22 protein-coding genes are annotated in these 24895 nt (G+C 70.1%); 9 read left to right on the top strand and 13 right to left on the bottom strand.

Annotation, left to right across the window (positions count from 1 at the left end; all coding sequences use genetic code 11):
* Window positions 1-377: 377 nt before the first annotated feature.
* Window positions 378-1289: an endonuclease/exonuclease/phosphatase family protein gene (locus ABZV40_RS36270; protein ID WP_355452331.1), complete on the top strand. Its 912-nt coding sequence runs from the start codon at window positions 378-380 to the stop codon at window positions 1287-1289.
* A gap of 252 nt (window positions 1290-1541) precedes the next feature.
* On the opposite strand, the gene ABZV40_RS36265 is transcribed toward ABZV40_RS36270, so the two are convergent.
* The 4 genes from ABZV40_RS36265 to ABZV40_RS36250 all read right to left on the bottom strand — a co-directional run bounded on the left by ABZV40_RS36265 (window position 1542) and on the right by ABZV40_RS36250 (window position 8225).
* On the bottom strand, window positions 1542-2423 hold the full coding sequence (locus ABZV40_RS36265) for a hypothetical protein (RefSeq protein ID WP_355452328.1): 882 nt from the start codon (window positions 2421-2423) through the stop codon (window positions 1542-1544).
* A 411-nt stretch (window positions 2424-2834) separates the two neighbouring features.
* Entirely contained in the window at window positions 2835-6677 is a 3843-nt protein-coding gene (locus tag ABZV40_RS36260; protein WP_355452325.1) for a BTAD domain-containing putative transcriptional regulator, read from the bottom strand.
* 619 nt (window positions 6678-7296) lie between these two features.
* A complete protein-coding gene (locus ABZV40_RS36255; RefSeq protein WP_355452322.1) occupies window positions 7297-7749 on the bottom strand; it encodes a multicopper oxidase domain-containing protein in 453 nt (150 codons plus the stop codon).
* A gap of 305 nt (window positions 7750-8054) precedes the next feature.
* Window positions 8055-8225, bottom strand: coding sequence for a hypothetical protein (locus ABZV40_RS36250; RefSeq protein WP_355452319.1), 171 nt, complete (start codon window positions 8223-8225; stop codon window positions 8055-8057).
* A 148-nt stretch (window positions 8226-8373) separates the two neighbouring features.
* Between ABZV40_RS36250 and ABZV40_RS36245 the strand changes: the two genes are divergently transcribed.
* Entirely contained in the window at window positions 8374-10167 is a 1794-nt protein-coding gene (locus tag ABZV40_RS36245) for an ABC transporter ATP-binding protein (protein ID WP_355452316.1), read from the top strand.
* A gap of 41 nt (window positions 10168-10208) precedes the next feature.
* Here ABZV40_RS36245 and ABZV40_RS36240 read toward each other — a convergent pair whose 3' ends face one another.
* The 5 genes from ABZV40_RS36240 to ABZV40_RS36220 form a co-directional block, all read right to left on the bottom strand.
* Window positions 10209-10340, bottom strand: coding sequence for a hypothetical protein (locus ABZV40_RS36240; RefSeq protein ID WP_355452313.1), 132 nt, complete (start codon window positions 10338-10340; stop codon window positions 10209-10211).
* Window positions 10341-10389: 49 nt separating this feature from the next.
* Entirely contained in the window at window positions 10390-10785 is a 396-nt protein-coding gene (locus ABZV40_RS36235; RefSeq protein WP_355452310.1) for a DUF302 domain-containing protein, read from the bottom strand.
* Window positions 10786-10799: 14 nt separating this feature from the next.
* Window positions 10800-11159, bottom strand: a complete 360-nt coding sequence (trxA, locus tag ABZV40_RS36230; protein WP_355452307.1) for a thioredoxin — start codon at window positions 11157-11159, stop codon at window positions 10800-10802.
* Window positions 11160-11171: 12 nt separating this feature from the next.
* Complete coding sequence (locus ABZV40_RS36225; RefSeq protein WP_355452304.1) at window positions 11172-11384, bottom strand: hypothetical protein; 213 nt, start codon at window positions 11382-11384, stop codon at window positions 11172-11174.
* A 147-nt stretch (window positions 11385-11531) separates the two neighbouring features.
* On the bottom strand, window positions 11532-13229 hold the full coding sequence (locus ABZV40_RS36220; protein WP_355452301.1) for an aminotransferase class V-fold PLP-dependent enzyme: 1698 nt from the start codon (window positions 13227-13229) through the stop codon (window positions 11532-11534).
* A 109-nt stretch (window positions 13230-13338) separates the two neighbouring features.
* On the opposite strand from ABZV40_RS36220, the gene ABZV40_RS36215 reads away from it, so the two are divergent.
* The 3 genes from ABZV40_RS36215 to ABZV40_RS36205 are packed head-to-tail and all read left to right on the top strand — an operon-like array spanning window position 13339 to window position 15398.
* Window positions 13339-14577 (top strand): FAD/NAD(P)-binding oxidoreductase, encoded by a 1239-nt coding sequence (locus tag ABZV40_RS36215; RefSeq protein WP_355452298.1) that lies wholly within the window; start codon window positions 13339-13341, stop codon window positions 14575-14577.
* Window positions 14578-14588: 11 nt separating this feature from the next.
* Window positions 14589-14906, top strand: a complete 318-nt coding sequence (locus ABZV40_RS36210; RefSeq protein WP_355452295.1) for a TusE/DsrC/DsvC family sulfur relay protein — start codon at window positions 14589-14591, stop codon at window positions 14904-14906.
* Window positions 14907-14930: 24 nt separating this feature from the next.
* Window positions 14931-15398: a DsrE/DsrF/DrsH-like family protein gene (locus tag ABZV40_RS36205; RefSeq protein WP_355452292.1), complete on the top strand. Its 468-nt coding sequence runs from the start codon at window positions 14931-14933 to the stop codon at window positions 15396-15398.
* Window positions 15399-15401: 3 nt separating this feature from the next.
* Here ABZV40_RS36205 and ABZV40_RS36200 read toward each other — a convergent pair whose 3' ends face one another.
* Window positions 15402-15662, bottom strand: a complete 261-nt coding sequence (locus ABZV40_RS36200) for a hypothetical protein (protein ID WP_355452289.1) — start codon at window positions 15660-15662, stop codon at window positions 15402-15404.
* Between the two features lie 63 nt (window positions 15663-15725).
* Between ABZV40_RS36200 and ABZV40_RS36195 the strand changes: the two genes are divergently transcribed.
* On the top strand, window positions 15726-16151 hold the full coding sequence (locus ABZV40_RS36195) for a hypothetical protein (protein WP_355452286.1): 426 nt from the start codon (window positions 15726-15728) through the stop codon (window positions 16149-16151).
* Between the two features lie 236 nt (window positions 16152-16387).
* On the top strand, window positions 16388-16903 hold the full coding sequence (locus ABZV40_RS36190) for a hypothetical protein (RefSeq protein ID WP_355452283.1): 516 nt from the start codon (window positions 16388-16390) through the stop codon (window positions 16901-16903).
* A gap of 105 nt (window positions 16904-17008) precedes the next feature.
* On the opposite strand, the gene ABZV40_RS36185 is transcribed toward ABZV40_RS36190, so the two are convergent.
* Both ABZV40_RS36185 and ABZV40_RS36180 read right to left on the bottom strand, forming a co-directional pair.
* On the bottom strand, window positions 17009-17434 hold the full coding sequence (locus ABZV40_RS36185) for an ankyrin repeat domain-containing protein (RefSeq protein ID WP_355452280.1): 426 nt from the start codon (window positions 17432-17434) through the stop codon (window positions 17009-17011).
* Window positions 17431-19692 carry a catalase gene (locus ABZV40_RS36180; protein ID WP_355452277.1) on the bottom strand — a complete coding sequence of 754 codons (2262 nt, stop codon included), beginning with the start codon at window positions 19690-19692 and terminating at the stop codon, window positions 17431-17433. Before ABZV40_RS36180 ends, ABZV40_RS36185 begins: the two co-directional genes overlap by 4 nt.
* Window positions 19693-20141: 449 nt before the next feature.
* Here ABZV40_RS36180 and hemG point away from each other — a divergent pair, with 449 nt between their 5' ends.
* Window positions 20142-21548, top strand: a complete 1407-nt coding sequence (gene hemG / locus ABZV40_RS36175) for a protoporphyrinogen oxidase (RefSeq protein ID WP_355452274.1) — start codon at window positions 20142-20144, stop codon at window positions 21546-21548.
* A 221-nt stretch (window positions 21549-21769) separates the two neighbouring features.
* Here hemG and ABZV40_RS36170 read toward each other — a convergent pair whose 3' ends face one another.
* Window positions 21770-23230 carry a nitronate monooxygenase gene (locus ABZV40_RS36170; protein ID WP_355452271.1) on the bottom strand — a complete coding sequence of 487 codons (1461 nt, stop codon included), beginning with the start codon at window positions 23228-23230 and terminating at the stop codon, window positions 21770-21772.
* A 405-nt stretch (window positions 23231-23635) separates the two neighbouring features.
* Here ABZV40_RS36170 and ABZV40_RS36165 point away from each other — a divergent pair, with 405 nt between their 5' ends.
* The gene (locus ABZV40_RS36165; protein ID WP_355452268.1) at window positions 23636-24781 is read left to right on the top strand and encodes a glycosyltransferase family 2 protein; all 1146 of its coding nucleotides are present in this window, start codon (window positions 23636-23638) and stop codon (window positions 24779-24781) included.
* Window positions 24782-24895: the final 114 nt, after the last annotated feature.

The raw sequence follows: 24895 nt of genomic DNA, 5'->3' as shown, positions 1-24895 counted from the left end.
TCGGCGATGACCGGAGAAGACGGAGTTGTTCCACCGTGTGCACCCGATCGACCGCCCCGGCTCACCTGATCATCCTTTGTGGAGCGTTGCTCGTCCTGCTGAGAGGTCTGCCGCGGCCGCGCAGCCGTTGGCGGCCGAGGAATCGGTGGATCGGCAGGGCTCGGGTGACGGGACCACCGGCCTGCCGGCGTTGCTGGTCGGACAGCCGACCGGGGCGGTCCCGCTGAACTCGGTGCCGGTCCTGCCGCGATGTGTGCGGCAGGACCAGTCCCTGGGCGTTTGGAAAACGACAAGGTTTCGCCCAGTCCGGGGCGTGAAGCTCGCCCTCGATGAGCCGTGCCTCGCAGGGCGCGCATCTCGTGACAGAGGGTGAGAGAATGTCGAATTTGTTCGGGTTGTCTCGACAGCGTCGATTGGGCGCCCGAGCCAGGATCGTTCAGCTCCTGGCCGTGGCCCTGATGGCGGCCGGGTTGTCCGTACTGCAGCCGGCCGGGGCTCAGGCGCTTCCGAGCAATCACGGCATCGCGTCCTGGAACATGCAGGGCAGCAGCCAACTCGGCGAGAACATCTGGTTCCAGATCACCCGGCTCCTGCAGCTGAAGGACCGGTGGGGCGCTCCCAAGATCGAGGTCATGGCGCTGCAGGAGGTGGGTCTGGTGCCGGACGGCACCACTGGCACCGGTCCCATCAGTTCGTTCGTCGTCAACGCGCTGTGGACCGGCACGCCGTACAGTGTCGCCGAATACGCCTGGGCAGCCAGTCGCCGCAGTCCGACGTACTACATCTACTACCTGGGGCTGAAGGGAGACGGGCACCTGAACGTCGCGTTCGTGACGCGTGCACGAGTCGCCGCCGCAGACTTCCGGGTCATTCCGCCGGTGCCACTGGCGAGTGGGGTGACGCCGGCAGCCAACCGCCCGATGATGGGCGTACGGCTGGACGCCACGACATTCTTCTGGACAGGGCATGCCCGGCCTGAGGGTTTCAACGGTATCCCGCTGGGCGGGAACGACGCGGACCACATGATGGACGCGATCGACGCCAGCGGTCAGTCGGCGCACTGGGTCTTCGCCGGCGACCTCAACCGGGAGCCCAAGAGCCTGATCGCTCCGGGCGGGTCCACTACGATCTGGTCCAAGTTCGCGACGCATCAAGGCGGCTCGGTCCTCGATTACGTCGTGACCAACGACGCTCCCGCCAACCTCGCCGACTACAACGTCGTTGTCGAGAAAGCCTCGGGAAGCGACCACTGGCCGATCTCGGCGGGCGTCGGCATGGTCGAAGGCTGATCTTTCGTTGTTGCGGGAAAATCGCTGAACAAAAGGCCTCGCCGGGTGTGCGTTCGTGCGTGCACATCCGGCGAGGCAGCTGTGTGACGCCTGGGGAATGCAAACGTGCGCCGCACGGACTCGAACGACGACCGACGACCGAAACGCCACGGGCTTCCACCGAGGGGGCGCGCCCTCGGTGGAAGCCCGATCACGGCCACTCGCGGCCGTTGTCTGTGGCGCCAAGCGTGACGCCAGGTGTGCTGTCCCCGCTCAGACCTCGAGGTTGGCGACGAACGTCGTGGCGTTCTTGCCGAGTTTCTTGATGATCTCCTTGCGGACCTGGCTGTAGATGTCCTCGTCGAGGGTGCAGGCCTGGCTGGAGAACATCAGGTCCGTGGACGAGCTTTCGTAGTCGACCCACAGGAACCGCGTGGCGCTGCTCTTCGTCCTCAGGGAGTAGCCGGACAGCGTCATCTCCAGGGTGTTGGCCTTGTCGCCGTTGTCGTTGCAGTGGCTCAGCTGGAAGTTGCTGTTCGCCTGGTCGTGACTGCTCGAGTCCCACACCTGGTACCAGGGGGAGTTGCTCTTCTCGAGCTTCGCCAGCGAATTGAGCGCGGCGGAGACCAGCTTCAGATCATTGCCGGACAGCACCGCGCTGAGGATTTCGAAGACCGCGGAGCTGACGGACATGGTCGAGCCGCTCGCCTGGTAGTGCTCGAACTCGAAGTCCTGGATGACCCAGCCGATGTTGGACAGCACGTTCGTGTAGTTCCGGTACCAGTCCATCAGCTGGCCCGGGTCGAAGCGGTTGAACAGCTTGTCGGAGTTGAGCTGGGCGAGCAAACACGAGTTGAGCGCGTCGCTGCGGTGTTGGCCGCTGACATCTCTGGTGAACGACACGAGGCTGCCCTTGTCGATGGCGGCCGCCGGCCCCTTCTCCGGGACCGGGTCGCCGTCGCCCAGGCCGGCGCGGAGGGCCGTCGGGTGGGCGCCGATGTCCAGCCTGCGGATGTAGGCGAGGCGGTCGTTGGTGTTCATCGCCAGTTTCCGGGTGCCAGGAGCCGCACTCGCCGCGGTGACCAGCGTGGTACCGAGGGCTGCCGCGCCGATGGCCGCTCCGAGAGCCTTGAGGCCCGCTCGCCGGCTGATCATGAACTCTTCCACGTGTCCTCCCGGACGTCGACTGTGCAGCAGGTGCGTCGACGGAAGGATTCGGGACCGGACTGGGGCAAAACCTTGTCGATATCTTGCAGCTACCGGAACGTGCAGCTGAACGGGGCCGAACTGATCTCAGCCCGCCCCCGGCCGGTCGGCGAGCGATCGCGGACAGCGCCTCTGTCACCACGCGGTTGGCCAGTGCCACGGTGAGGTCAGCGCGGTCGTGGGGCGGGCTCACCTCCGCCACGTCGACGCCGACGACCGGTAGCCCCAGGCAGATCCGCCGGCGGTCTGCCGTGGGCAGGCTCCGCCCGCACGGGTGCGGGAGTCGCTCCACACGTCCGTGACCTGTCTGCGCACGATCTTCGCGGGCACCCGGCGAGGTCGGTCGCCGGGCGGCGCGGGTCAGGCGGGAAGGTGGCGCGGGAGCACTCCCGCGGCCGTCAGTTCGGCGCGCACCCGTCCGGCCAGCAGCAGGGCACCGCTGCTCTCGGCCATTCTCAGGGCGTCACCGAGGATGTCCAGGCCGACGCGGTGCTCGCCCACCTGCCGGGTCGCGAGTCCCCATTCGTAGGTGGCCCAGGCCAGTTCCAGTCGGGCGGGGGAGGAGCTGAGCACGGTCACCGCCTCGGCCAGCAGCGCACGGCCCTCGGCGCCGCCGGTGACGGCGCCGAGGCAGCGCAGACCGGCGCCGATCACCCTGGCGGTGCCCCACCGGTACGCCCCCTCCAGCCCTTCGGCGGCGAGCTGCCGTGCCTGTTCCCGCTGGCCGAGGTCGGCGCTGATCCGTGCGGCCCGGAACCGCCACGGGCTCGTGGCCGGGGTGCCGAGCCCGGAATGGTGTTCGTACCGGCCGTAGGTCAGCAGGAGTGCCAGCGCGCCGCCGGGGTCTCCTCGTTCCACCTGCACCCGGCTCGCGCCGATCAGCACCGGTGCCCAGTGCACCGAGTCGTCGGCGGGTCCCGTCGCGTACCGGCGGAGGACCTCGGCGGCCGCGTCCGGATCACCGAGTTCGACCAGCGACTCGGTCGCGACGGTCACCAGTGACAGCCGGGCCCGCAGGTCGGCGCACAGCGCGTCGTCGAACCGCTGGGTGAGGGCGATCCGCTCGCCCCTCCGCCAGGCCTCGTGGGCCAGCCCCGCCAGGGCCAGGGCCGACGCCCCGGTCGCGCCCCACCGGTCGGCCAGGTCCCGCATCTGGCCGTACCGCAGAGCCGCGTCGTCGAGCCGATCGGTGAGCATGTACCCGACACCCGCGATGGCCAGTGCGGGGATGGCCCGCACGTCCGAGGCCAGCTCTCCGCGCAGCCCGCGGTCGAGCAGGTCGTTCACCGACGTGGCGTCACCCTCGCCGAACATGGCGGGCTTCGCCAGCGCCAGCAGCACGGTCCGCTCTCCGGGGGTGTCGCCCGCGATGCGCAGGGCACGCAGCCGGTCGGCCCAGACACGGGCCGCGGGAATGGTCGCCGGTCGTTCGTAGCCGATGTGCACGACCTGCGCCTGCAGGCGCCACCACAGTTCCCGGACGAGCCCGTCGGAGCCCGCCAGCGGAGCCAGGTCGGCCACCGCGCGCTCGAGCGCGTCCAGCGCCTGTTCGTGCCGTCCGGCCGCGAGCAGGGCGTCCGCGAGCAGGCTCGCGGTCCGGCCCAGCGCCAGTGGGTCCGCCGGTCCCGGCAGGGCCAGCGCCAGCCGCCGCGCCGCCGTGTCCGGGTCGGACAGCACCTCGTCCGCGCCCAGCTCCAGGATCAGGTCGTCGCGCTGCTTCACGGAGGCCGGCTCCCGCAGGGCGCGCCGCAGGTAGGTCGCGCCCGTTCCCGGGAGGCCCCGCCTGCGGGCCACCCCGGCGGCTTCGCGCAGGACCTCCACCCGCCAGTGGCCGGGGCCGGGGTCGGCGAGGAGAAGATGTGCCGCCACCTGCTCAGGTGGCGCGCTCTCGGCGTACAGCAGTTCCGCGGCGCGGGCGTGCAAGGCGGCCAGCTCGACCGGGGTCATGGCGGTCTCGGTGAGTGCCGAGCCGATCGACGGATCACGCAACCGCGCCGCGCCACCGGGAGCGAGCACGCCGATCCGCGCCAGCCTGCCGGCGTGGTCCCGGGTTTCGGCGTCGCCCAGTCCGCTCAGCGCCGCGGCCAGCGGCCAGTCGGCGCCGTCGCCCAGCACCACCAGTGCCCGCGCGAGACGGCGGGTAGCTTCGTCCTGTGTGGACAGTCGACGCACGACGGCGACGGCCCGCAGCCGGTCCGCGAACTCCGCCACCCGCGGTACCTGGCCGGCCACCGGGTCGACGTCGTGTTCGCGCAGCACCTGCAGGAGTTCGGCCAGCAGCGCCGGGTTTCCCTCGGCCGCGGCGGCACACGCCCCGCAGAACTCCGCGTCCGCGTCGGGCCGTTCCCGCCGCACCCAGCTGGTCACCGCGGCGGGCGAGAGCCGGGGCAACGCGATGACGTGGCCTGCGGGCCGCTCCGCCGCAACGCCGTCCGACCGGGCGGCGACCACCACCAGGACCGGCAGGCCTCCGATCCTCCTCGCCAGGTGGTCGAGCCACTGCGACGACAGCGCGTCGGCCCACTGCGCGTCGTCGACGACCAGCGCCAGCGGCCCGTCCTCGCACGCCCTCACCACAAGCCGGTACAGGTCGTGCATCGTCTCGTGCGAGGGCTCGGTTCCGGCCGCCGTCGCTCGCGCCGTCTCCGCCGCTCCCACCAGTGGCTCCAGGAGCTGCCGGGCGACGGCGAACGCGAAGTCCTGCTCAGCCGCTCCCGCCGTCGCCCGCACCACCCGCATTTCGCCGGCCGGCAGCGCACCGGCCCAGGCGTCGAGCAGCGCCGTCCTACCGGATCCGGCCGTCCCGCGGATCAGTGCCGTCGAGCCCCTGCCGGCCACCGCCGCCGCGGCCAGCCTGCGCAACGCCGCCAGCTGCTCGTCCCGCTCGTACAGCGGCGGGCACCCGGTCGGCGGATCCGCGACCTCGGCGGGACCCGGCTCCTCCTGCCCGGACGCGGGCCGCGGGCCGAGCTCGACGCGACGGGCCTCGAGCCCGGGCAGGTCGTCCCGGCTGATCACCAGCACCAGGCAGGACGCGGTGCCCGGCAGCAGCGGGCGGACCTGCTTGACCGACGACGCGCCGTCCAGCACGACGAGCATGCGACGCCGGCCTAGCAGGGTGCGGTAGAGGCCGGCCCGTTCGTCCAGGTTGGACGGAATGCCCCGGCTGGTCACGCCCATCGCCCGCAGCATCGACCCGAGCGCGTCGCCGGTGCTCATCGGCGACCCGAGGTCGACGTACAGCTGTCCGTCGGGGAACTGGTCGCGCGTCTGGTGTCCGAAGTGGACGGCCAGGGTCGTCTTGCCGGTCCCGGCGGCGCCGGTGATCATCGAGACGACCCGGCCGGGCGCGCCGGCGCGCACCCCGGCGAGCTGGTCGCGCAGCTCCGACAGCTCGGAGCTCCTGCCGAGGAACGGGTCCACGTCGGCGGGCAACTGCGTCGGCACGACTCTCATGGCAGCGGGCAGGCCCGCCTCCGGGCGCAGCAGCTCCCGGTGCACCAGCTGCAGCGGCGCCGAGGGATCGATGCCCAGCTGCTCGGCGAGCTCGGCGCGCAGCCTCGCGTAGATGTCGAGTGCCTCGCCGGTGCGACCCGCCGCGTGCATCGCCCTCATCAGCGCGCCGACCAGTGGTTCGTGCAGCGGGTGCTGGATGAGCATCCCGGTCAGCGTGTCGATCACCGCGGTCGGTCCGGAGACCGAGAGCTCGGCCTCCGCCCACTCCACGGCGGCGTCGATGCGCTGCCCCTGCCACACCTGCCGGACCGCGTCGGCCCACTCGCCCGGCATCGCCGCCAGCGGGGTGCCGCTCCACTGCGCCAGCGCGGACCGCAGCAGTTCGATCCGCTGGTGCACGTCCAGGTGAGGCTGCCGCGCCCGGCCCACCAGGTCCCGGAACTGGTGCAGGTCCACGGCTTCCGGTGCGACGTCGAGCACGTACCCGCGCGTGCGCCGGACCAGGACGGCCTGACCGTCGGAGCCGGCGAGGGCGCGGCGCAACCGGGCGACGTAGGTGTACAACGAGTCCCGCACCTGGGCCGGTGCCGCGTCGCCCCAGACCCGGTCGACGAGGGTGTCCATCAGCACCAGCCGCCCGGCGTCGGCCGCCAGCACCGCGAGAATGCCTCGCTGCCGCGGCGGTCCCAGCGGAATCGACCGGCCCGACGCCTCAGCCTCGATCGAACCCAACAGCCTGAACTTCACCGACCCCCCGAGCGTGCTGTCTGGCGCCGACCGGCGCCCCCCTCTGGGCCTGGTCGGTGCGGCCACGGCACAGCCGCGTGATCGCGGACTGTCCCAGGTGGATCAGGTTATCTGCGCACAAACACCTGTCAATTGCCCGAAGTGAGGCTTGCCGGCCGCTGCGCAGTCGAATTCACAATTTGCGCTTCGACTGTGCGGCCGAATTGTGTTAACGATCCCTTCTGGCACAGGAACAAAGGTGAGCAATGTATCTCGACAGGGTGCCGACTCAGCTCGGATCCCGCCTGCACCCCTCGCAACTTCGCTGCTCAGCGGGGTGGAGGAGGTCGTGTTCCGGGTGCTGTCGCGGCAGTCCACCGTCCAGCCGCGCGAGGAGCGGGCGACCGGTTGCGCAACGACCGTACGTGCGCCGAGCGAGTCCAGTTTGGACTGCGAGGAGTCGAAGGCCGTCGTCGCCCGGCTCGGAGAGTCGTCGTGGCCACTGGAGGAGGCAACCACAGCTCGAGTGGTCGTCAGTTCAACCGTGTTCACAGTCGCTTCAGTGTTCACAAAAGTGGCGAGTTGTGTCCGGCGGGTCGTAGGCGATCAGCCTTGCCGCCGGTACATCGGAGGGATTCCCTCACCCGACGCCGACGGCAAGGTCCTGACCGCGTTGCTCAGCCGGTGCCACCAGCGGCAGCAACGGGCACGGACCCATCATTCCGTTGTCCTCGTGGCCGGCGATGTGGCAGTGGAACATCCATGGCCCGGTGAAGTCGGTGAAGCGCATCCGGATCACCACCTTTCCGGCTACTCCGTTGACCGCGTAGGGAACGGTCACGCCGTCCATGTGGTCGGAGCGAGGTTGGGCGGCGCCGTTCACGCTGAGGACCTGGAACGGTGCGGTGTGGAGGTGGAACGGGTGGTTCCGGCCGCTCGTGTTGGTGAGCGTCCATTCTTCGACTGTGCCGAGTACGGCCGGTTCCGTGAAAGTCGGCGTCATGTCGTACAGCTTGCCGTTGATGTAGAAGTTGTTGCCGCCGTCGTCGTTCAGCGGTTCGAACGCGGTGAAGCCGGAGGTCGCGCCGATCATCAGCCGGTCGAAGTTCAGCGGTTTCCGGTGGCGCGAGATCGTCGAGCTGGCGGGTCGGCACGGCGCGTTCGCGCAACGGCGCAGTCTCCCGAAAATCCTGCGACGAACGGGACCAGGGAGTCGCTCAGGCCGCACAGCACTGAGCCCCGTGACCAGCAGGGCCAGGCTGACGAGCAGCATTCGCCGCTTGCCGCACATGTCGCCTAGGCGTCCCATGACCGGGGTGGCGGCGGCGAGCAGCGTGGCGGTGATGGCCCAGGCGGTGTTCGCCGCTGAGGCGTTCAGGAGCTGCGGCAGCTCGGCGATCAGCGGATCACGAGAGACTGCATCAGCGAGACCACGATCCCGCTGAACGCCAGCACGGTCACGGTGGTGCCCGGACGCGGCGCGGTGGGCGTCCTTTCGGCGGCGCCCGGCTTTGCCCCGGCGCCGCCTTCTCCGGCCGGTGGCCGACGTGTCGACACAACGACTCGCATCGCGGCTCCGCCACCTCGCAGAAGATCGCGACCGTATCGTCGGGAGGCACTCCGCCGGGCGCGTCCACGCGGTGATATTCGATCGCTGCCACCCGACCCTCTGCGGCAACATGAGGAAGCCGAGGTGTCCTGAGGGGGTCGGAGGGTCGTGCCAGGTTCGGAAAGGCCTGTCCGCAAGAACGCGGTGCCACTCGCTCTGCGCCTGTACGGAAAGGAACTGCGGCGCCACGGATTCATCTCCGTGGGCGCACTCGTGTTGCCAGCGCTGGGTGTGACATGTCAGCTCTATCTCGCGCCGTTGGCGGTGGGCGGACTCGTGGGAAAGCTTGCGGGCGGTGGCGGCACGAGCCTCGTCTCCGTCCTGCCCTACGTGCTGGCCTTCGCCGGTTTCATGTTGCTCTCGGAACTGTTGTGGCGCATCGGACTGCACTGCCTCAACCGCGTGGACGGCCGCGGGATCGAGAACCTGTCCGCCCTCGCGATGGACGAGCTGTTGGGAAAGGACGCGGCGTTCTTCCACGACAACTTCGCCGGATCGCTCACCAAGCGCGTGCTGAGCTTCGCGTTCCGCTTCGAGGACTTCGTGGACGCGCTGGCGTTCAAGATCTTCGCCAACCTCATCCCGCTGGGTTTCGCCTCTGTCGTGCTGTGGAGCTACCACCCGATGCTCGTCGCGGTGCTGGTCGGCCTGATTCTGGTCACGGGATGTGTGGTCGCGCCGCTGATCCGCCACCGCCAGCGGCTGGTCGACCAGCGCGAGGCCGCCATCGCCGAGGTGTCGGGCCACGTCTCGGACACGCTCACGAACATGGAGACGGTGCGGGCGTTCGCCGCCGAGCGGCGCGAGGGCGCGGAGCACCGGACCCGTGCCGCCAAGCAGCGAACATTGGCACTGCGGTCGTGGGACTACAACAACCTGCGCATCGACACCGTGATCGCGCCGCTGTCCGTGCTCACCAACGTGCTCGGCCTCGTGGTGGCGATCGGGGTCAGCGATGGGCTCGGCGTGGAGGCGATCGTGGTGACGTTCGCCTACTTCGGGAACGCGACGCGGATCATGTTCGAGTTCAACCAGATCTACCGGCAGGTGGAGAGCGCGCTCACCGAGGCAGCCCAGTTCACCGAACTGCTGCTCGACCCGCCGACCGTGCTCGACCCGAAGCACCCGGAACCGTTGCGCGTGAAGGACTCCCGCGTCCAGTTCGACAACGTCGTGTTCACCCACGGCGGCGGCGAGCCGTTGTTCGACGGGCTCGACCTGGACATCCCGGCGGGCACCCGGATAGGGCTCGTCGGCCGCTCCGGTGGCGGCAAGACCACGCTCACCCGGCTGCTCCTGCGGCTGATGGACGTCGATCGGGGCCGCGTCCTCATCGGCGGCCAGGACATCGCCCGCCTGAGTCAGGCCGACCTGCGCGGCCTGATCGGGTACGTGCCCCAGGACCCGGCCATGTTCCACCGGACGCTGCGCGAGAACATCGCGTTCGCACGGCCAGACGCGACCGACGCCGAGATCTGCCGCGCCGCGCATGCCGCGCACGTGACGGAGTTCGCGGACACGCTGCCCGACGGGTTCGACACGATGGTCGGCGAACGCGGCATCAAACTGTCCGGCGGACAGCGGCAGCGGGTCGCGCTGGCCCGCGCCATCCTGCGTGACGCGCCGATCCTGCTGCTGGACGAGGCGACCAGCGCGCTGGACTCGGAGAGCGAGGTGCTGGTCCAAGAGGCACTGTGGCGGCTCATGGAGGGCCGCACCGCGATCGTCGTGGCACACCGGCTGAGCACGGTCGTGCGGATGGATCGGCTGATCGTGCTCGACCGCGGCCGGATCGTCGAACAAGGTACCCACGCGGAACTGCTCGACGTCGGCGGGACGTACGCGAAGCTGTGGCGCCACCAGTCCGGCGGTTTCCTCGACGAGGCGGTCGGTACTCGTTGATCAGTCCGCGAGGACTGATCAACGAGTAGGCATCGGTGACATCACGGGCCGATGGTGGCCGGCGGCAGTGCGGCGGCATACGGAGACTCGTACCGATCGAGACGTTCAAGGACCGGGCGCGCGGCCTTCTCGCGAACCTCGGGCGGGTAACGCTTCGACATGATGACGACCATCTTCCTCAAGAACGGAAGCGGTCTCGAATCCGTGGCGGTTCATGCACCATCAGCCCGCCGAGGCCAGCGAGTCCAGCGCGGCCCGGAGCCGGGTGCCCGCCTCCTCGGCGACCGGGCGCAGCTCCTCCCGCCCGGTCATCTCGGTCATCACGTCCGGGTCGAGTGCCTGCACGAGCGTGCCTCCGTTGTCAGCGCGGACAACGACGTTGCACGGCAGCAGCAGGCCGATCGTCCGGTCGACCTCCAGCGCCCGGTGCGCCAGCGGCGGGTTGCACGCGCCGAGAATCACGTACGGCTCGACGTCGGCGTCGAGCTTCTCCCGCATCGTCGCCCGGACGTCGATCTCGGTCAGCACACCGAAACCCTGGTCCTTCAACGCCGCGCGGACGGCGGGCACGGCGTCCTCGTAGGGCAGGTCGAGCCGGATGGTCAGGTCGTACTTCACGGTCGTAGCTCCTCTCAGCGGCGTGGTTGGGCTTCGGCGCGCACCTTGTCCATGTCGAGAGAGCTGACCTCGGTGATCAGGTCCTCGAGTGCGGCCGCGGGCAGTGCGCCGGGCTGCGCGTACACGACGACGCTGTCGCGGATGGCCATCAGGGTCGGGATCGACGAGATGCCGAATGCCCGTGCCAGCTCCGTTTCGGTCTCGGTGTTCACCTTGCCGAAGGTGATGTCGCCGTGCCGGACCGCTGCCTGTTCGAAGACAGGGGCGAACATCCGGCACGGGCCGCACCACGACGCCCAGAAGTCGACCAGGACGATGCCTGGCCGTGTCACGATCTCGTTGAAGTTGGACTTGGTCAGTTCGACGGCGGCCACGCCGGTCTCCTTTCAGTTGGCGGTGGCGCGTGCGATCAGGGCGGCACCCAGTTCAGCCGCTTCGGCGGGGTTCAGGCTGATCCACTCGCTGTGGTCGCCGGACTGCCCGGACGAGACCCGCACCGTCACCCAGCGGATGGATGTGGACGGGATCGCCGCGTGGCTGACGATGATGCGGCGTCCGCACCGCGTCGTGATCTCCGTTGGTTCGCCGCTGTCCCGCATGTCGCGCCTCCCGCATGGTACCCCTGGGGGTATCTGTTCCAACGCCTGTCGCCGCCCGGTTGTTCCCGCCTCTGGGTACCCTGGGGGGTACTGGAGGAGGTAGCGGGTGGAGCTGGAGAAGCTCTTCCTGGCGCTGGTCTGACCCGGTCACGGCGCCAGCAGGCAGACCGGCGGCAGGACGAACCACCGCAGTGCCTCGAAGTCCTCGGACAGTCCGGTGGGTCCGTCGTCGATCAGGTCGGCGCGTGCGGCGAGCAGGCACCGGGCGTCGTCCAGTTGCGAGGCCAGGATTGCGTCGTCTGCCTGGGCTGAGGTGACGGAGGAGCGTGCGGTCGCGACGGAGCGCAGATCGGGTGGCCCCAGCGGGACGGCAGCCGCGGCGCGGTGCCGCCACAGTCCGGTGTGCGGGTCGAACGTGTAGTCGGTCAGCAGCCGGTGGCCGTGCCGGGCGATCAGCCGCACCGCCTCGACGAGGTAGTCGCGGACGGCGTCGGTGATGAAGTAGTTGAAGTTGAGCCGCACCCAGCCCGGCTTGACACCCTCGCAGCCGACGGCGACCTCGTGGTCGTAGCCGCGCGAGTGCTCGGTGTCGATGGCGAGCAGCCGGTGCCCGTACGGCCCGGCGCACGAGCAACCGCCGCGGGACTGGATGCCGAACAGGTCGTTGAGCAGGGCGACCACGAAGTTGTGGTGCAGGAACCGCTCGCCCGCACGGAGGCGGAAAGACACGATGGACAGCCGTGCGGCGTCGTGGTGGCCGAGGATCTCGATGCCGGGCTCGTCCTCCCAGACGGCGTGGGCGTGCCGCCACAGGCGTTCTTCGCGTGCCTGGATCAGCCGGGTGCCGACGGCGTCCTTGAGCGCGAACACCAGGCCGGCGCGGACGGACTCGACGATGGCGGGTGTGCCGCCTTCCTCACGGGCGACCGGGTCGTCGAGGTAGCGGTGGCCGTCGGGCCGGACGAACGCCACGGTGCCGCCGCCCGGCACCGTCGGCACCGCGTTGGCCACCAGCTCCCGGCGCACCACGAGCACACCAGGGGTTTGCGGGCCGCCGACGAACTTGTGCGGTGACAGGAAGATCGCGTCCTTGTGGTCGCCGCGGCCCGGTGCGCTCTCGCTGACGCGGATGGGCACGTACGGCGCGGCCGCCGCGTAGTCCCAGAACGACAGCGCGCCGTGGTCGTGCAGCAGCGCGGCGATGCTGTCGGTGTTCGTGAGCACACCCGTGACGTTCGAGGCGGCGGAGAAGCTGCCGATCCGCAGTGGACGGCCGGAGTACCGCACCAGCTGCCTGCGCAGCTCGGCGACGTCGATGTGACCGCGGACGTCCTCGCCGATGACCACGACGTCCGCGATCGACTCACGCCACGGCAGTTCGTTGGAGTGGTGCTCGTACGGCCCGACGAACACCACCGGACGGTCGTCGGGCGGGATCCGGTCCAGCAGCGAGTACTTCTCGTTCAACCCCGCCGGAAGCCGGATCTCGAGAATCCCGATGAGCTTGTTGATCGCCGCGGTCGCACCTGAGCCGCAGAAGATGACGAGGTCGTCGTCCGTGCCGCCGACCGAGTCGCGGATGAGCCGCCGGGCCTGCTCGCGCAGTCTCGTCGTGTACAAGCCCGTCCCGGAGCTCTCGGTGTGGGTGTTGGCGTAACGGGGGAGCACGTGCGCGCGGATGAAGTCCTCGACGAAGTCCAGTGCCCGGCCCGACGCGGTGTAGTCCGCGTAGACGGTCCTGCGCGGCCCGTAAGGTCCGTCGAGAACCTCGTGGTCACCGATGAGGCCGCGCCGGATGCGGTCCAGCAGCGGCGAGTCCGGTACGTCGGGAACGTTGCTGGTCACCAGTCCATCGTGGATCGGGGTGTCCGTCGGGGAACCCGGTCGATGGGCCCGCGTGTGCGGGGACGAAGGCCCCTGGGGACCGGCCGCGCCGAGCCGAAGACTCGAGGACATGACCAGGCGGATCGTGATCCTCGGTGGTGGTACCGGCGGCACCCTCGCGGCCAACCGGCTGCGCCGCGAGCTGGGCGCGGAGTGCGAGATCACCGTCGTCGACCGCGACGACGACCACGTCTACCAGCCCGGCCTGCTGTTCGTGCCGTTCGGGCTCGCACACCAGGACGACCTCGTGCGGTCCCGGCGCCGCCAGCTGCACGAAGGCATCACCTACCGCGACAGCGGTGCCGGCCGCGTCGACATCGAGGCCAACCGCGTCGAGCTCGCTGACGGCGGCACGCTGGACTACGACGTCCTGATCATCGCGACCGGCGCCCGGCTCGTGCCCGAGGAGACCGACGGCCTGACCGGACCCGGCTGGATGTCGACGGTCTTCAGCTTCTACGACCTGGCGGGTGCGACCGCACTCGCACGGGCGTTGCGGGAGTTCGACGGCGGCAGGCTGGTGGTCGACGTCGTGGACATGCCGATCAAGTGCCCGGTCGCGCCGCTGGAGTTCTGCTTCCTGGCCGACTGGTACTTCCAGGAGCGCGGCATCCGCGACCAGGTCCAGCTCACCTGCGTCACCCCGCTCGACGCCGCGTTCACCAAACCCGTCGCCGCCCGCACGCTGGGCGGAATGCTGCAGGACAAGGGCATCGAGCTGGTGACCGAGTTCAACACCGGCGAGGTCGACGGCACGGCCGGCAAGCTGATCTCGTTCGACGAGCGCGAGGTCACCTTCGACCTGGCCGTCGTCGTGCCGGTGCACGGAGGAGCCGAATGCGTCGAGCGGTCCTGGGGACTCGGCGACGCGCTCGGCTTCGTGCCTGCCGACGAGCACACCCTGCAGTCCAAGGTCAGGGACAACATCTTCGTCATCGGCGACGCCGCCGCGGTCCCCACCTCGAAGGCGGGTTCGGTGACGCATTTCGAGGGAGAGGTGCTGGCGCGCAACGTGGTGCGGTTCCTCGCGGGGGAGGAGCTCGACGCGAGTTTCGACGGCCACACCAACTGCTTCATCGAGAGCGGCTTCGGCAAGGCGCTGCTGATCGACTTCAACTACGAGACCGAGCCGTTGCCCGGCCACTACCCGTCGGCGGTGGGACTGCCGCTGCTCAAGGAGTCCCGGCTCAACCACCTCGGCAAGCTGATGTTCGCCTGGCTGTACTGGCACAGCCTCCTGCCCGGCCGGGACCTGCCCGGCGTGTCCACCGCCATGCCCGCGGCCGGCAAGCGGTTCGAAACCCGGTGAGGGGAACCTGAATGTCCACAAAGGTGTATGCGGGAACCGAGGTGTCGGTGAACGACGAGGGCTTCTTCACCGACCCCGGCCAGTGGCGTGAGGACATGGCGGCCGAGATCGCTCGGGAGTCCGGCGTCGGCGACCTGACCGACCGGCACTGGCAGGTCATCAACTTCATGCGCACGGAGTTCGCGGAGAAGGGCACCGGCCCCACCGTCCGCGCCCTGGGCAAGACCTCCGGCGTCAGCGTGAAGGAGCTCTACCGGTTGTTCCCGAAGGGGCCGGCGAAGCTCGCCGCCCGCATCGCGGGCATCCCGAAACCGCGCGGCTGCATCTGACCTCGGACGAAAGGACCGCTGCTGATGTCGGACAAGATCGAGAAGGTCTCCATCATCGTCTCCAAGGGCTCCCTGGAGGGGATCTACCCCGCGCTGATCATGGCCAACGGCGCCCGCGCGGAAGGCATCGAGGCCAACCTGTTCTTCACCTTCTTCGGGCTCGACGCCGTGCACAAGGCCCGGCACGAGCACATCAAGCTCGCCACCGTCGGCAACCCCGGCCTGCACCTCGCGACCTGGGCCGGCGGCCTGCCCGGCATGTCCGCCGTGATGACGCATTACCTCTCGCGCAAGATGGACGGACTGGACATCCCGCCGATCCCCGAGTTCATCGAGATGATCGCGGACACCGGGGCGGGTCTGTACGCCTGCAAGGCGTCCGTGGACCTGTTCGGTCTGTCCAAAGAGGACTTCATCGACCAGGTTCAGGATGTGATCACGGTCGGCGAGTTCTACGATCTGGCCGCGGGCGGACAGATCATCTTCACCTGAGGCTCACCGCGCGTCCGGGGCGGTGCTACTGCGGAGCACTCTCAGGTACTCGTTGTTCCCCAGCAGCCGCTGCCGCATGATGTGATCGGCTGAACGCCCAGCGAACGACCTGCCGAACTGCCCGTTCAAGGCCGCCACGTCCAGGTCCGCCGCCGCTGCCAGCGCTGCCCGGGTGACGCGGTGGTGATCTGGACGCCTGGTCACGCCGCCGACGTCGAACACGACCAGGTGGCTGGGGTCCGCTTGCGACACCACTGACCTCACGCCGGCAATCAGATCCGGCAACGGCACGTGCGGCGATGGCTTTTCGAGCGGCACAAGATACCGGTGGCGCGGGTTGTGTTGCACGTCGGGATACCGGCGCGCGAGCTGGTGAAGTGGTGCCGGGCCCGGCTCGCGCCGCACGTTGTGCCGCGCAGGATCGACATTCTCGGCGAGCGGCCTCGGTCACCGACCGGCAAGCGGCGCCGCGCCCCGGCACAGCCGATCCTCACGTCGCCGGAGTCGGCCGCCCGACCGGTTCCACCTCTCGGCCTGATCGACATCTCCGCCGAGCCCCAGGGACAGCGGCGGCTCGATGTACCACGCCGGCACTGCCTCGACCTCATCTCCGATGGCAGCGGTGCCCGCACGTCCGGCGGCGCAACGGTCTTCCAGTCAGCGCCGGTGATCTCGACACAGCCGCCGCCGGTCGCAAGGCGAACAGTCGTGACTCGATCGACTCCGTACCGCGCGCTGCCGAACGCGTGGTGAATCGCGAAACGGGAACTCGCCGAGTCACCCGAAACACCGCGTGAACGAATCCCGGATTCACACATGAGCCCACGCTTTTGTTAATTACCAACGGTTTCGCGCACGTCTCGACCTGCCTACCGTGCGATCTGGCCATGTGCTCACGCGTCCTTCGTGGCCGGCCCTCGTCGTGCTCGATCCGTCGATCAAAGGAACTCCTGATGCGTCATTCCTCCCTGCGTGCCCGATCTTTCCTGTTGGCTGCAGTCGTCTGCACCGGTGCCGCGACGCTGGTCACCACCCCTGCGTCCGCGGCGCCCAGCGCGCCGCACGCGGTGGCGTTGTCCTGCTCGACCGACTATCTGCCGCTGCCGGACCCGTCCTGCACACCCGGCGCCACCAACCCCGACGTCACCCAGGACACGATCGACCAGACCATCTGCGTGTCCGGCTGGACGCGCACGGTCCGGCCACCGGCTTCCTACACCAACGCGCTGAAGGTGAAGCAGATCGCGGAGTACGGCTACGACGACACCAGCACCGCCGACTACGAAGAGGACCACCTGATCCCGCTCGAGCTCGGTGGCGCGCCCCGTGACCCGCGCAACCTGTGGCCCGAGCCGCACTACGGCGACCGGACCGCCGCCAACAAGGACTCGATCGAGAACGCCCTGAAGAGGGCCGTGTGCAACGGCCAGGTCGCCCTCGTCGATGCGCAGAACGCGATCGCGACCGACTGGACGACGGCCAAGTCCGTCGTCGGCATCGGCTGAGGACGGCCGATCACCGCACGCCCCGTAGCCGTGCGGTGATCGGTGTCTCCGTCCTGGCCGTGGTCGCTGCGTTCGCCGCACCAGCGCGGTACCGCGCGGTGATCTTCACCTGGGACCGGCGCCGCCGACCCGCGGAGCAACCGACGCCTCCAGCAGCACCAACATCTCCGGCAGCTCGAAGAACCGCGCCACGTCCAACGCCGACCGAGCCCCGAGCGCCGGATCCGCACCCGCCGCCAGCAGCAACCGCACGGACCGCTCGGAACGGCGGAACACCGCCGCCCCGAGCGCCGTCTGCCCGCGGTCGTTGACCCGCCCGGTGTCCGCGCCGCGCTCCAGCAACGCGGCGACGGTGTCCGGGTGGTCGTGGTAGGCCGCGAGGATCAGCAACGTGTCGCCCGCGCTGTTCGTGAGGTTCACCGGGACGCCCGCGTCGACCGCTTCGGCGAGCCGCTCACCGTCACCGGCGCGGGCCAGGTCGAACATCCAGCGCAGGAACGTCAGCTCCTCCTCGGTGAGCGCGCTGGTCATGCGATCGTCGCCGGGAAGCGGTCCCACACCCGGTGGGCGCCGAGCAGGGTCATGAGCTCGGCGAACACCTTCGTCGCGTCGTCCCCGGTCACGATCCCCGCAGCGGCGGCGACACCGGCGGTCTCCACCGCCAGCCGGCCGTTGCCCCACGCACCGATCGCCTTCGCGTGGCGGTAGCACTCCTCGACCATCAGCAGAACGCGCGGGTCGACCGCCTCGCCCGGTGCTCCCGCCTTCGCGTCCCTCGCGGGCGTCGCGTCCGGGCCGGGCGGCGGGGAGCCCGCTACCAGCAGGGCGTCGAACTCGATCGAGCGCGCCGTCAGGAACGTGCGCTGGGCGACGAGACCGGAGTCGCCGATCGGGCCACCGGTCGGGGCGATCAGCAACGGCACCATGCCACCGGCGAGGACGGTCTCCCGCACGGTCCGCACACCGTCCAGCGAGGCCGGGTCCACCACGATGCCGATCAGTCGGCCGTCGGTCGGCCAGGTCTGCCCGACCTGGGACAGCGCCGGGCTGGGCATGACCTTCTTCGGGCGCACGGTGGCGGTGGGCGCCGGCAGGCCGAGGCCGCGGGCGACCTCCGCGCACAGCACCGTGTCGACGTTGGCCAGCACCCGCAGCTGCCGTTCCTTGATGGCCTGCTCGTAGCACTTGCCGAGCTCGAAGGTGAACGCGCGCACCAGGTGTTCCTTCTCGACCGGCGAGAGGCTCAGCCAGAACAGCCGCGGCTGCGTGTAGTGGTCGGCGAACGACGCGGGCGCCTGCCGCACCTTCACCGACTTCGCCACCGGTTGCGCCACCTCGGCGAACGGCCGGTCCTGCGCCTTCGCCACGAACGGGTTGCCGCCGTCCAGCGTGTTCGGCCGGTACGGCGCGACGCCCGCGTGCACCGCGTGCTGGTGGTACCCGTCGCGGAACATGTCGTTGACCGGCACGTGCGGGCGGTTGATCGGGATCTGGTTGAAGTTCGGGCCGGCGAGCCTGGTCAGCTGGGTGTCCAGGTAGGAGAACAGCCGGGACTGGAAGAGCGGGTCGTCGGTGACGTCGATGCCGGGCACCAGGTTGCCGAGGTGGAACGCCACCTGCTCGGTCTCGGCGAAGAAGTTCGTGGTGTTGCGGTTCAGCGTCAGCATCCCGACCGGCTGCACCGGCGCGAGTTCCTCCGGCACGATCTTCGTCGGGTCGAGCAGGTCGATGCCCTCGAACGTCTGTCGCGGCGTGTCGGGGAAGATCTGCAGGCCGAGCTCCCACTGCGGGTAGGCGCCGGACTCGATGGCGTCGGCGAGGTCGCGGCGGTGGAAGTCCGGGTCGAAGCCGTTGATCATCTGCGCCTCCTCCCACACCAGGGAGTGCACACCGAGCTTGGGCTTCCAGTGGAACTTCGCGAGCGCGGTCTCGCCGTCCGCGTTGACCAGCCGGAACGTGTGGACGCCGAAGCCCTCCATCGTCCGGTAGGAGCGCGGGATGCCGCGGTCGGACATGTTCCACATGACGTGGTGGGTGGCCTCGGTGTGCGTGGAGACGAAGTCCCAGAACGTGTCATGCGCGCTCTGCGCCTGCGGGATCTCCCGGTCCGGGTGCGGCTTGCCGGCGTGGATGATGTCCGGGAACTTGATGCCGTCCTGGATGAAGAAGACCGGGATGTTGTTGCCGACGAGGTCGAAGTTGCCTTCCTGCGTGTAGAACTTCGTCGCGAACCCGCGGGTGTCGCGCACGGTGTCGGCCGAGCCGCGCGAGCCCAGCACGGTCGAGAACCGCACGAACACCGGCGTCTCGACGCCGTCGCCGAGGAAGGCGGCCTTGCAGACGTTCGCCGCCGTGCCGTAGCCGACGAACACGCCGTGAGCGCCGTAGCCGCGTGCGTGCACGACGCGCTCCGGGATGCGCTCGTGGTCGAAGTGCATGATCTTCTCGCGCAGGTGGTGGTCCTGCAGCAACGTCGGGCCGCGCTCACCGGCCTTCAGCGAGTGGTCGGTGTCGTACAGCCGGGCTCCCGCCGAGGTGGTGAGGAACTCGCCCTGCTGAGCGTTGGTGGTCTGCGGCGCACCGGTCGGCGCGCCCGTGGGCGACACCGTCTCGGGGCCGGTCTGGTCGTGCTTGGGAGGCAACGGGCCGCGCGGCTCGGTCGGCTCTTCGAGCGACGGCGACTCGCTGTTCGGGACACCCGGTATCGGCGGGTTCACCATCTCGGTGACCTTGTCCACCGCCTTCTCGAGTGCCGCCTTCACGAGCTTGCCGGGCTTGCGGTTGGCCACTGCATCCTCCTCGGAGCGACGACGTCAGTCAGGCAGTACCCGCGCTTTCGTCATCTATGCGTCCCGAACCTCGAGGGACGAACCAGTGAGCGCCCCGCTGCAGGCCGATCCTCGTGACGTCAGCGTGAACGTGATCCTGCCGGTCTTCCCGTCGGACCAGGTGGCCGTGATGGTGATCGGACAGGTGCCGACCGGTGGAGGAGCGGGTGAAGAACCTGGAGCAGCACCTCGTCCCCGGCCCGGCAGTCGATCAGCGTCATGGCTCCGTCGTCCGGTCAAAGCAACGCTTCCCTTGCCGGAGTCCTGGGTCTGTCGTCGGTGGTGCACAGGATCCGATGGTCACGGAAGCCCGGATGACCTTGGTCCCGCTCCGGCCCCGACCTCCTGCCCTGCTGCGACGCTGCTCGTCGGCAGAGGATCGGCCCTGTTCGAGGAAAAGGAGAATCGACGTGGCGGGTCCGCAGCGGGTCGCGATCATCGGCGGCGGGATCTCGGGCCTCGCCACCGCGTACTTCCTCCACGCCAGTCGGCCCGCGCCCGAGGTGGTGTTGCTGGAAGCCGGCGGGCGGCTCGGCGGCAAGGTCCTCACCCGTGAAGTGGCGGGCCACCGGGTCGACACCGGGCCGGACGGATTCCTCCTGCGCACCCCCGGGATGCGGGCGTTGATCGACTCGCTCGGCCTCCGCCCCGCGCTGGTCACGCCGGCGTCGGCCGGTGCGTACCTGTGGTCGCGGTCGTCACTGCGACGGCTGCCCGCAGGCGCGCAGTTCGGGCTGCCGCACCGGATCCGGCCACTGCTGGAGTCCCGGTTGCTGTCCCCGGCCGGGCTCCTCCGCGCCGCGGGCGACCTGGTGCTGCCCGCGACCGCGCTGCCCGACGATCCCACGGTCGCCGAACTGGTACGAGCCCGCTTCGGCGACCAGGTCCTGGACCGCTTGGTCGACCCCCTCCTGGGAGGGATCCACGCCGGACGGGCCGACCGGTTGAGCGCCCGCAGCACGGTGCCCGACATCGAGGGACTCGCGCGCGAGTCCCGCAGCCTGCATCTCGCGCTGCGCCGCAGGGCGAACGGGGCGAGCTCCGGCCCCGCGTTCGCCACCCTGGAGACCGGCATGAGCGGGCTGGTCGACGCGTTGGCTGCGACCCTGGACGACGTCCGCCTCGGCACCGCCGCCATCGCCGTGGAACCCCTCGCACACGGCTACCGGGTGCACCTCGACCCCGGTGGGCCGCTGGACGTGGACGCCGTCGTGCTGGCGGTGCCCGCACCCGCTGCCGCCCGTCTCCTGGCCCCGCTCGCCCCGGACGCTGCCGTCGCCCTGGACGAGATCCCGTACGCCGATGTCGCCTCCGTCGTCCTCGCCTACCCCCAGCAGGCAGTGCGCCGCCCGCTCGACGGCACCGGCTTCCTCGTGCCGCCGGCCGAGGGCCGGTTGATCGTGGGCTGCACGTGGCTGCCCGCGAAGTGGTCGCATCTCGCCGATCCGTCGGTCGTCCTGATCCGCTGCTCGGTCGGCCGGCACGGCGACACCCGGTGGACGGTGTTCGACGACCAGGAACTCGTGGCGCGGGTGCACCGCGAACTGGCCCCGGCACTGGAGTTGTCGGCGCCACCGTTGCACAGCCACGTGCAGCGGTGGCCGCACGGGCTGCCCCAGTACACCGTCGGCCACAGTGGACGACTCGGGAGGATCGACACCGCCCTGCGGGCACTGCCCGGAATCCACCTCACCGGCGCGGCGTACCGCGGCGTGGGCGTGGCCGCCTGCGTGGCGGACGCCGAGCGGACCGCCTCCGTGCTGATCGACTCCGGTCGTGTCCGCACCAGTGGTCAGACCACCAGCGGCCAGGCGTAGCACTTGAACATTCCGCGCCAGTACATCGGCGACGGCACGTAGCGCTCGAACACCCACATGCCCCGCGGGATCCCCAGGGGGCAGGTGGGTGTGCGGTCGTACCGGTGGGCCTGGTGCGAGACGCGCAGCGTTGCCCGGTCACCGCCCGCGAAAGTCCACAGTGGATCGCGGACGGTTCCAGGAGGGCGATGTCGCCGGCACCGGCACGGCGCCCGCGGCCGTCAGCGCTGGCGCGGTCGGGTGAGGTGGGTGATGACGTCAGCGGCGGTGAAGTCCGTCCCGGCGCGGGCGGTCACGTCCGGGAGGAAGCCGAGGTCCTGGCCGAGGGTGATCAGGGGCGGCTCGGTGGTGCCGTCGTCGCGGTGCTGGGCCAGGCCCACGGTGGCCGTCAAGCCGTTGCACAGGCACCGGTGGCCTTCCGTCTCCTGTGCCGTGCCGCCCTTGCGGAGGTAGGTGTCGACGGGTTCGGCCGGGCACCGGTACCTGATGGCGCCGTTGGGCGTGCGGTACGGCACACGCAGGTACCCCAGGTCGCACAGCCGCGTTCGGGCGGTGTAGACGTCGTCCGCCGCCAGAGTGCCGGCCAGCTGGACCATCTTGAAGGGGAAACCGGTGGGTGAGGCACGCGGGTCGTTGCGCACCGCGAGAGCACCGGCCAGCGCGTGCTCGATCAACCGGCGGCGCAGGCCGGGATCGATGCCAGACTCCCGGCACAGGGCGAAGGCGCTGCCGACCTGGATGCCGGCCGCGCCCACAGCGTGCGCCGCGGCCAGCGCGCCCGCGTCGGCGTGCCCGCCGGCGAGCCAGAACGGCAGGCCGAGCGCCGCCACCTGAGCCGGGTCGACGTGGTCACGCGGTCCGTAGATCGGCTCACCGGCGGCGTCCAGGCACAGCTTCCCGCGTGGCGGTGCGCTGTGCCCGCCGGCGCCATGATCTTCCAGGACGTACCCGTCCGGCGTGGTGGCGGGGTCGCGGGCGAGGTAGGCGGCCAGCACCGCGGAGGAGACGATCGCCAGGAACCTCGGCCGGACCAGGGCGGGTGGTGCGCCGGCGGTCAGGGACGCGGGCTCGAAGACGACGGTGTGGTGTTCCCCGGCGGTCGCGCCCGCCACGGTCACACCCAACTCGCCCGGCTCGCCGCAGGCCAGCGCGTCGAGCAGTCCCGGTATCCCGGCGGGTATGCCGGCGCCCATCAGCACGTAGTCCACGCCGGCGAGCATCGCCCCGTACACGGCGGCCGGGGTGGCGAGTTGGATCTTCTCCAGGTAGTTGACACCCACCGGGCCCGAGTGGCCGCGCTTGGCCAGGTGCACCTCGACGAAGTTGCCCGCCACGGTCAGCTCGTCGCGGTGGCGGTTGGCGCGCAACCCCAGCCGCGGTACCGGCCGGAACGGGGTGCCCGCCGGCAGACCACCGGCCACGAAGTAACGCGCCAGGATCCGCTCCGCGACCCCGGCGACCGGAAACCGGGCCAGCGCTGCGCGCACGTGTCCACCGGGGTCGCCGCGTTGCAGTCGCCGCGCCAGCACCGTGTCCAACGCCACCCCGGACACCACACCCAGGTGCCCGGTCACCGCCACCGCGCGGGCCAGCCTCCAACCGGACACACCGACACCCATCCCGCCCTGGATGATCGACGGCAGTCCCGTCGGGTCGCTCCCCGCCTCCCGCGCTCCCAGCATCGCCTGCCCTTTCCTGCCGCGCGGACCACGGCACCCGGAGATCGGTGGTCTCGCTCCCGAGCTGCCGCTCGCCCACCGGTGGTACACCGGGTCGATACTTCTGCGTTCCCGTGACATCGCGGCGGGGTCGGAGGTCCTGTCCGCTGGTGACCTTCGGTCGTTGTGTGCTGTTCGGACAGTTCCGAGCACGGCCCCGACCGCCCTCCACGTCGAGGGCGTGCGCCGGACTGTTCCTGTTGCCCGCGATCGACGGGACTTTCGGCCCGTCGCATGGTGTGCGTGCGTTCACCGCTTCTCCCGGTGCGGCAGACTCGTTGCGGCTGACCGAATTGCCCGGCCACGCACCCGTCCGGGTACCGTTCCCCTTCGATGATCGGACCGCCCCTCGACCCACAAGGAGATTTGATGAGGACGTCGGTGCCGGACGACCGGCCGGTCAAGCTGGTGAACGCCGGCACGGGGCAGGTCCTGGAGGCCGCTCCAGGCGGCGCGCTGGCCGACACCTGGCGCCGCTCCGCGAACGACGCGTCCCAGCAGTGGCGGTTCAGCCGGGTCGACGGTCGCGAACACCTGTGGGAACTGACGAACGTCGACACCAGGGCGAGCCTGACCGAGGACATGACGCTGGCCGTCGACGGGGTGGCCGGTCGGTGGCGCGTGATCCCGGTGGCAGAGCGGGAGTTCGCCATCGTCTCGGCCGCGACCGGTCGAGCGTTGAGCAGCGCCGTCGACGACTCGTCGTACTACCACGACCCGCGGCAGCGCTGGAAGATCACGGCCGGCCACGCCGAACGCCCGACGCGCGCGGTGTTCACGTTGGTGCGCGACGAAGAGGTCTTCCTGCCGATCTGGTTGCGTTACTACAGCCGGTTCTTCGCACCGCAGGACATCCACGTGCTCGACCACGGTGGCGCCGACCGGTTCGCCGACGAGTACGGGTTCACCCGGATCGCGATCGACCAGCCCGTGTTCGGCGCGGAGTGGCAGCGGGAGACCATCCAGCGCCACCAGCACGACCTGCTCGACCGCTACGACGTGGTGCTGTTCGCCGACGCCGACGAGATCATCGCGCCGGAGCCCTGCACCGGCGACCTGGGCGACTACCTCGACAACTTCGACGAGGACTTCGTCACCTGCCAGGGGTACGAGGTCCTGCACCTCGCCGACAGCGAACCGGCGTTCGACCCGGGGCAGCCCGTGCTGGCGCAGCGCAAGCACTGGTATCGCAACGAGATCTACTCGAAGTCGCTGATCGCGCGGGTCCCGTCGTTGTGGAACCTGGGCTTCCACCAACGACTGGACCAGCGCAGGAACGTCGACCCTCTGCTGTACCTGCTGCACCTGCACCGGATGGACTACGAGATCTGCCTGGACCGCCACAAGAACCGCGCGGCCTTCCCCAGGGCGGAGAAGGACCGCGCGCGGGGCTGGGGTTACCAGAATCGGATCACCGACCCGGACGGCTTCCGCGAGTGGTTCTACCAGGACAGCTGCGGTGGCGGCACGATCCAGCCGGAGGAGATCCCGTCCCGTTGGCGCGGCATGGTCTGAGCGCGGCCGGTCAGCGGTGACCTGGTGAGCCCTTGGCAGCGCGCTGCCAAGGGCTCACGTCGGCGTCTGCGGCACCCCACCGCCTGGATGGCTGCCGGTCGGCCGTCCGGGCCC

The organism is Lentzea sp. NPDC004782 (assembly GCF_040609115.1).
Classification (GTDB): Bacteria; Actinomycetota; Actinomycetes; order Mycobacteriales; family Pseudonocardiaceae; genus Lentzea.
This window is presented reverse-complemented; position numbering and strand designations above follow the sequence as displayed.

What these genes read in the sequence shown, in the direction of transcription:
- ABZV40_RS36170 (WP_355452271.1), bottom strand. Translation starts at nt 23,230, where the DNA reads ATGCTGGGAGCGCGGGAGGCGGGGAGCGACCCGACGGGACTGCCGTCG.
- ABZV40_RS36210 (WP_355452295.1), top strand. Translation starts at nt 14,589, where the DNA reads ATGTCCACAAAGGTGTATGCGGGAACCGAGGTGTCGGTGAACGACGAG.
- ABZV40_RS36240 (WP_355452313.1), bottom strand. Translation starts at nt 10,340, where the DNA reads ATGGTCGTCATCATGTCGAAGCGTTACCCGCCCGAGGTTCGCGAGAAG.
- ABZV40_RS36265 (WP_355452328.1), bottom strand. Translation starts at nt 2,423, where the DNA reads ATGATCAGCCGGCGAGCGGGCCTCAAGGCTCTCGGAGCGGCCATCGGC.
- ABZV40_RS36185 (WP_355452280.1), bottom strand. Translation starts at nt 17,434, where the DNA reads ATGACCAGCGCGCTCACCGAGGAGGAGCTGACGTTCCTGCGCTGGATG.
- ABZV40_RS36255 (WP_355452322.1), bottom strand. Translation starts at nt 7,749, where the DNA reads ATGATCGGCGCGACCTCCGGCTTCACCGCGTTCGAACCGCTGAACGAC.
- ABZV40_RS36250 (WP_355452319.1), bottom strand. Translation starts at nt 8,225, where the DNA reads ATGCGAGTCGTTGTGTCGACACGTCGGCCACCGGCCGGAGAAGGCGGC.
- ABZV40_RS36205 (WP_355452292.1), top strand. Translation starts at nt 14,931, where the DNA reads ATGTCGGACAAGATCGAGAAGGTCTCCATCATCGTCTCCAAGGGCTCC.
- ABZV40_RS36215 (WP_355452298.1), top strand. Translation starts at nt 13,339, where the DNA reads ATGACCAGGCGGATCGTGATCCTCGGTGGTGGTACCGGCGGCACCCTC.
- ABZV40_RS36225 (WP_355452304.1), bottom strand. Translation starts at nt 11,384, where the DNA reads ATGCGGGACAGCGGCGAACCAACGGAGATCACGACGCGGTGCGGACGC.
- ABZV40_RS36270 (WP_355452331.1), top strand. Translation starts at nt 378, where the DNA reads ATGTCGAATTTGTTCGGGTTGTCTCGACAGCGTCGATTGGGCGCCCGA.
- ABZV40_RS36165 (WP_355452268.1), top strand. Translation starts at nt 23,636, where the DNA reads ATGAGGACGTCGGTGCCGGACGACCGGCCGGTCAAGCTGGTGAACGCC.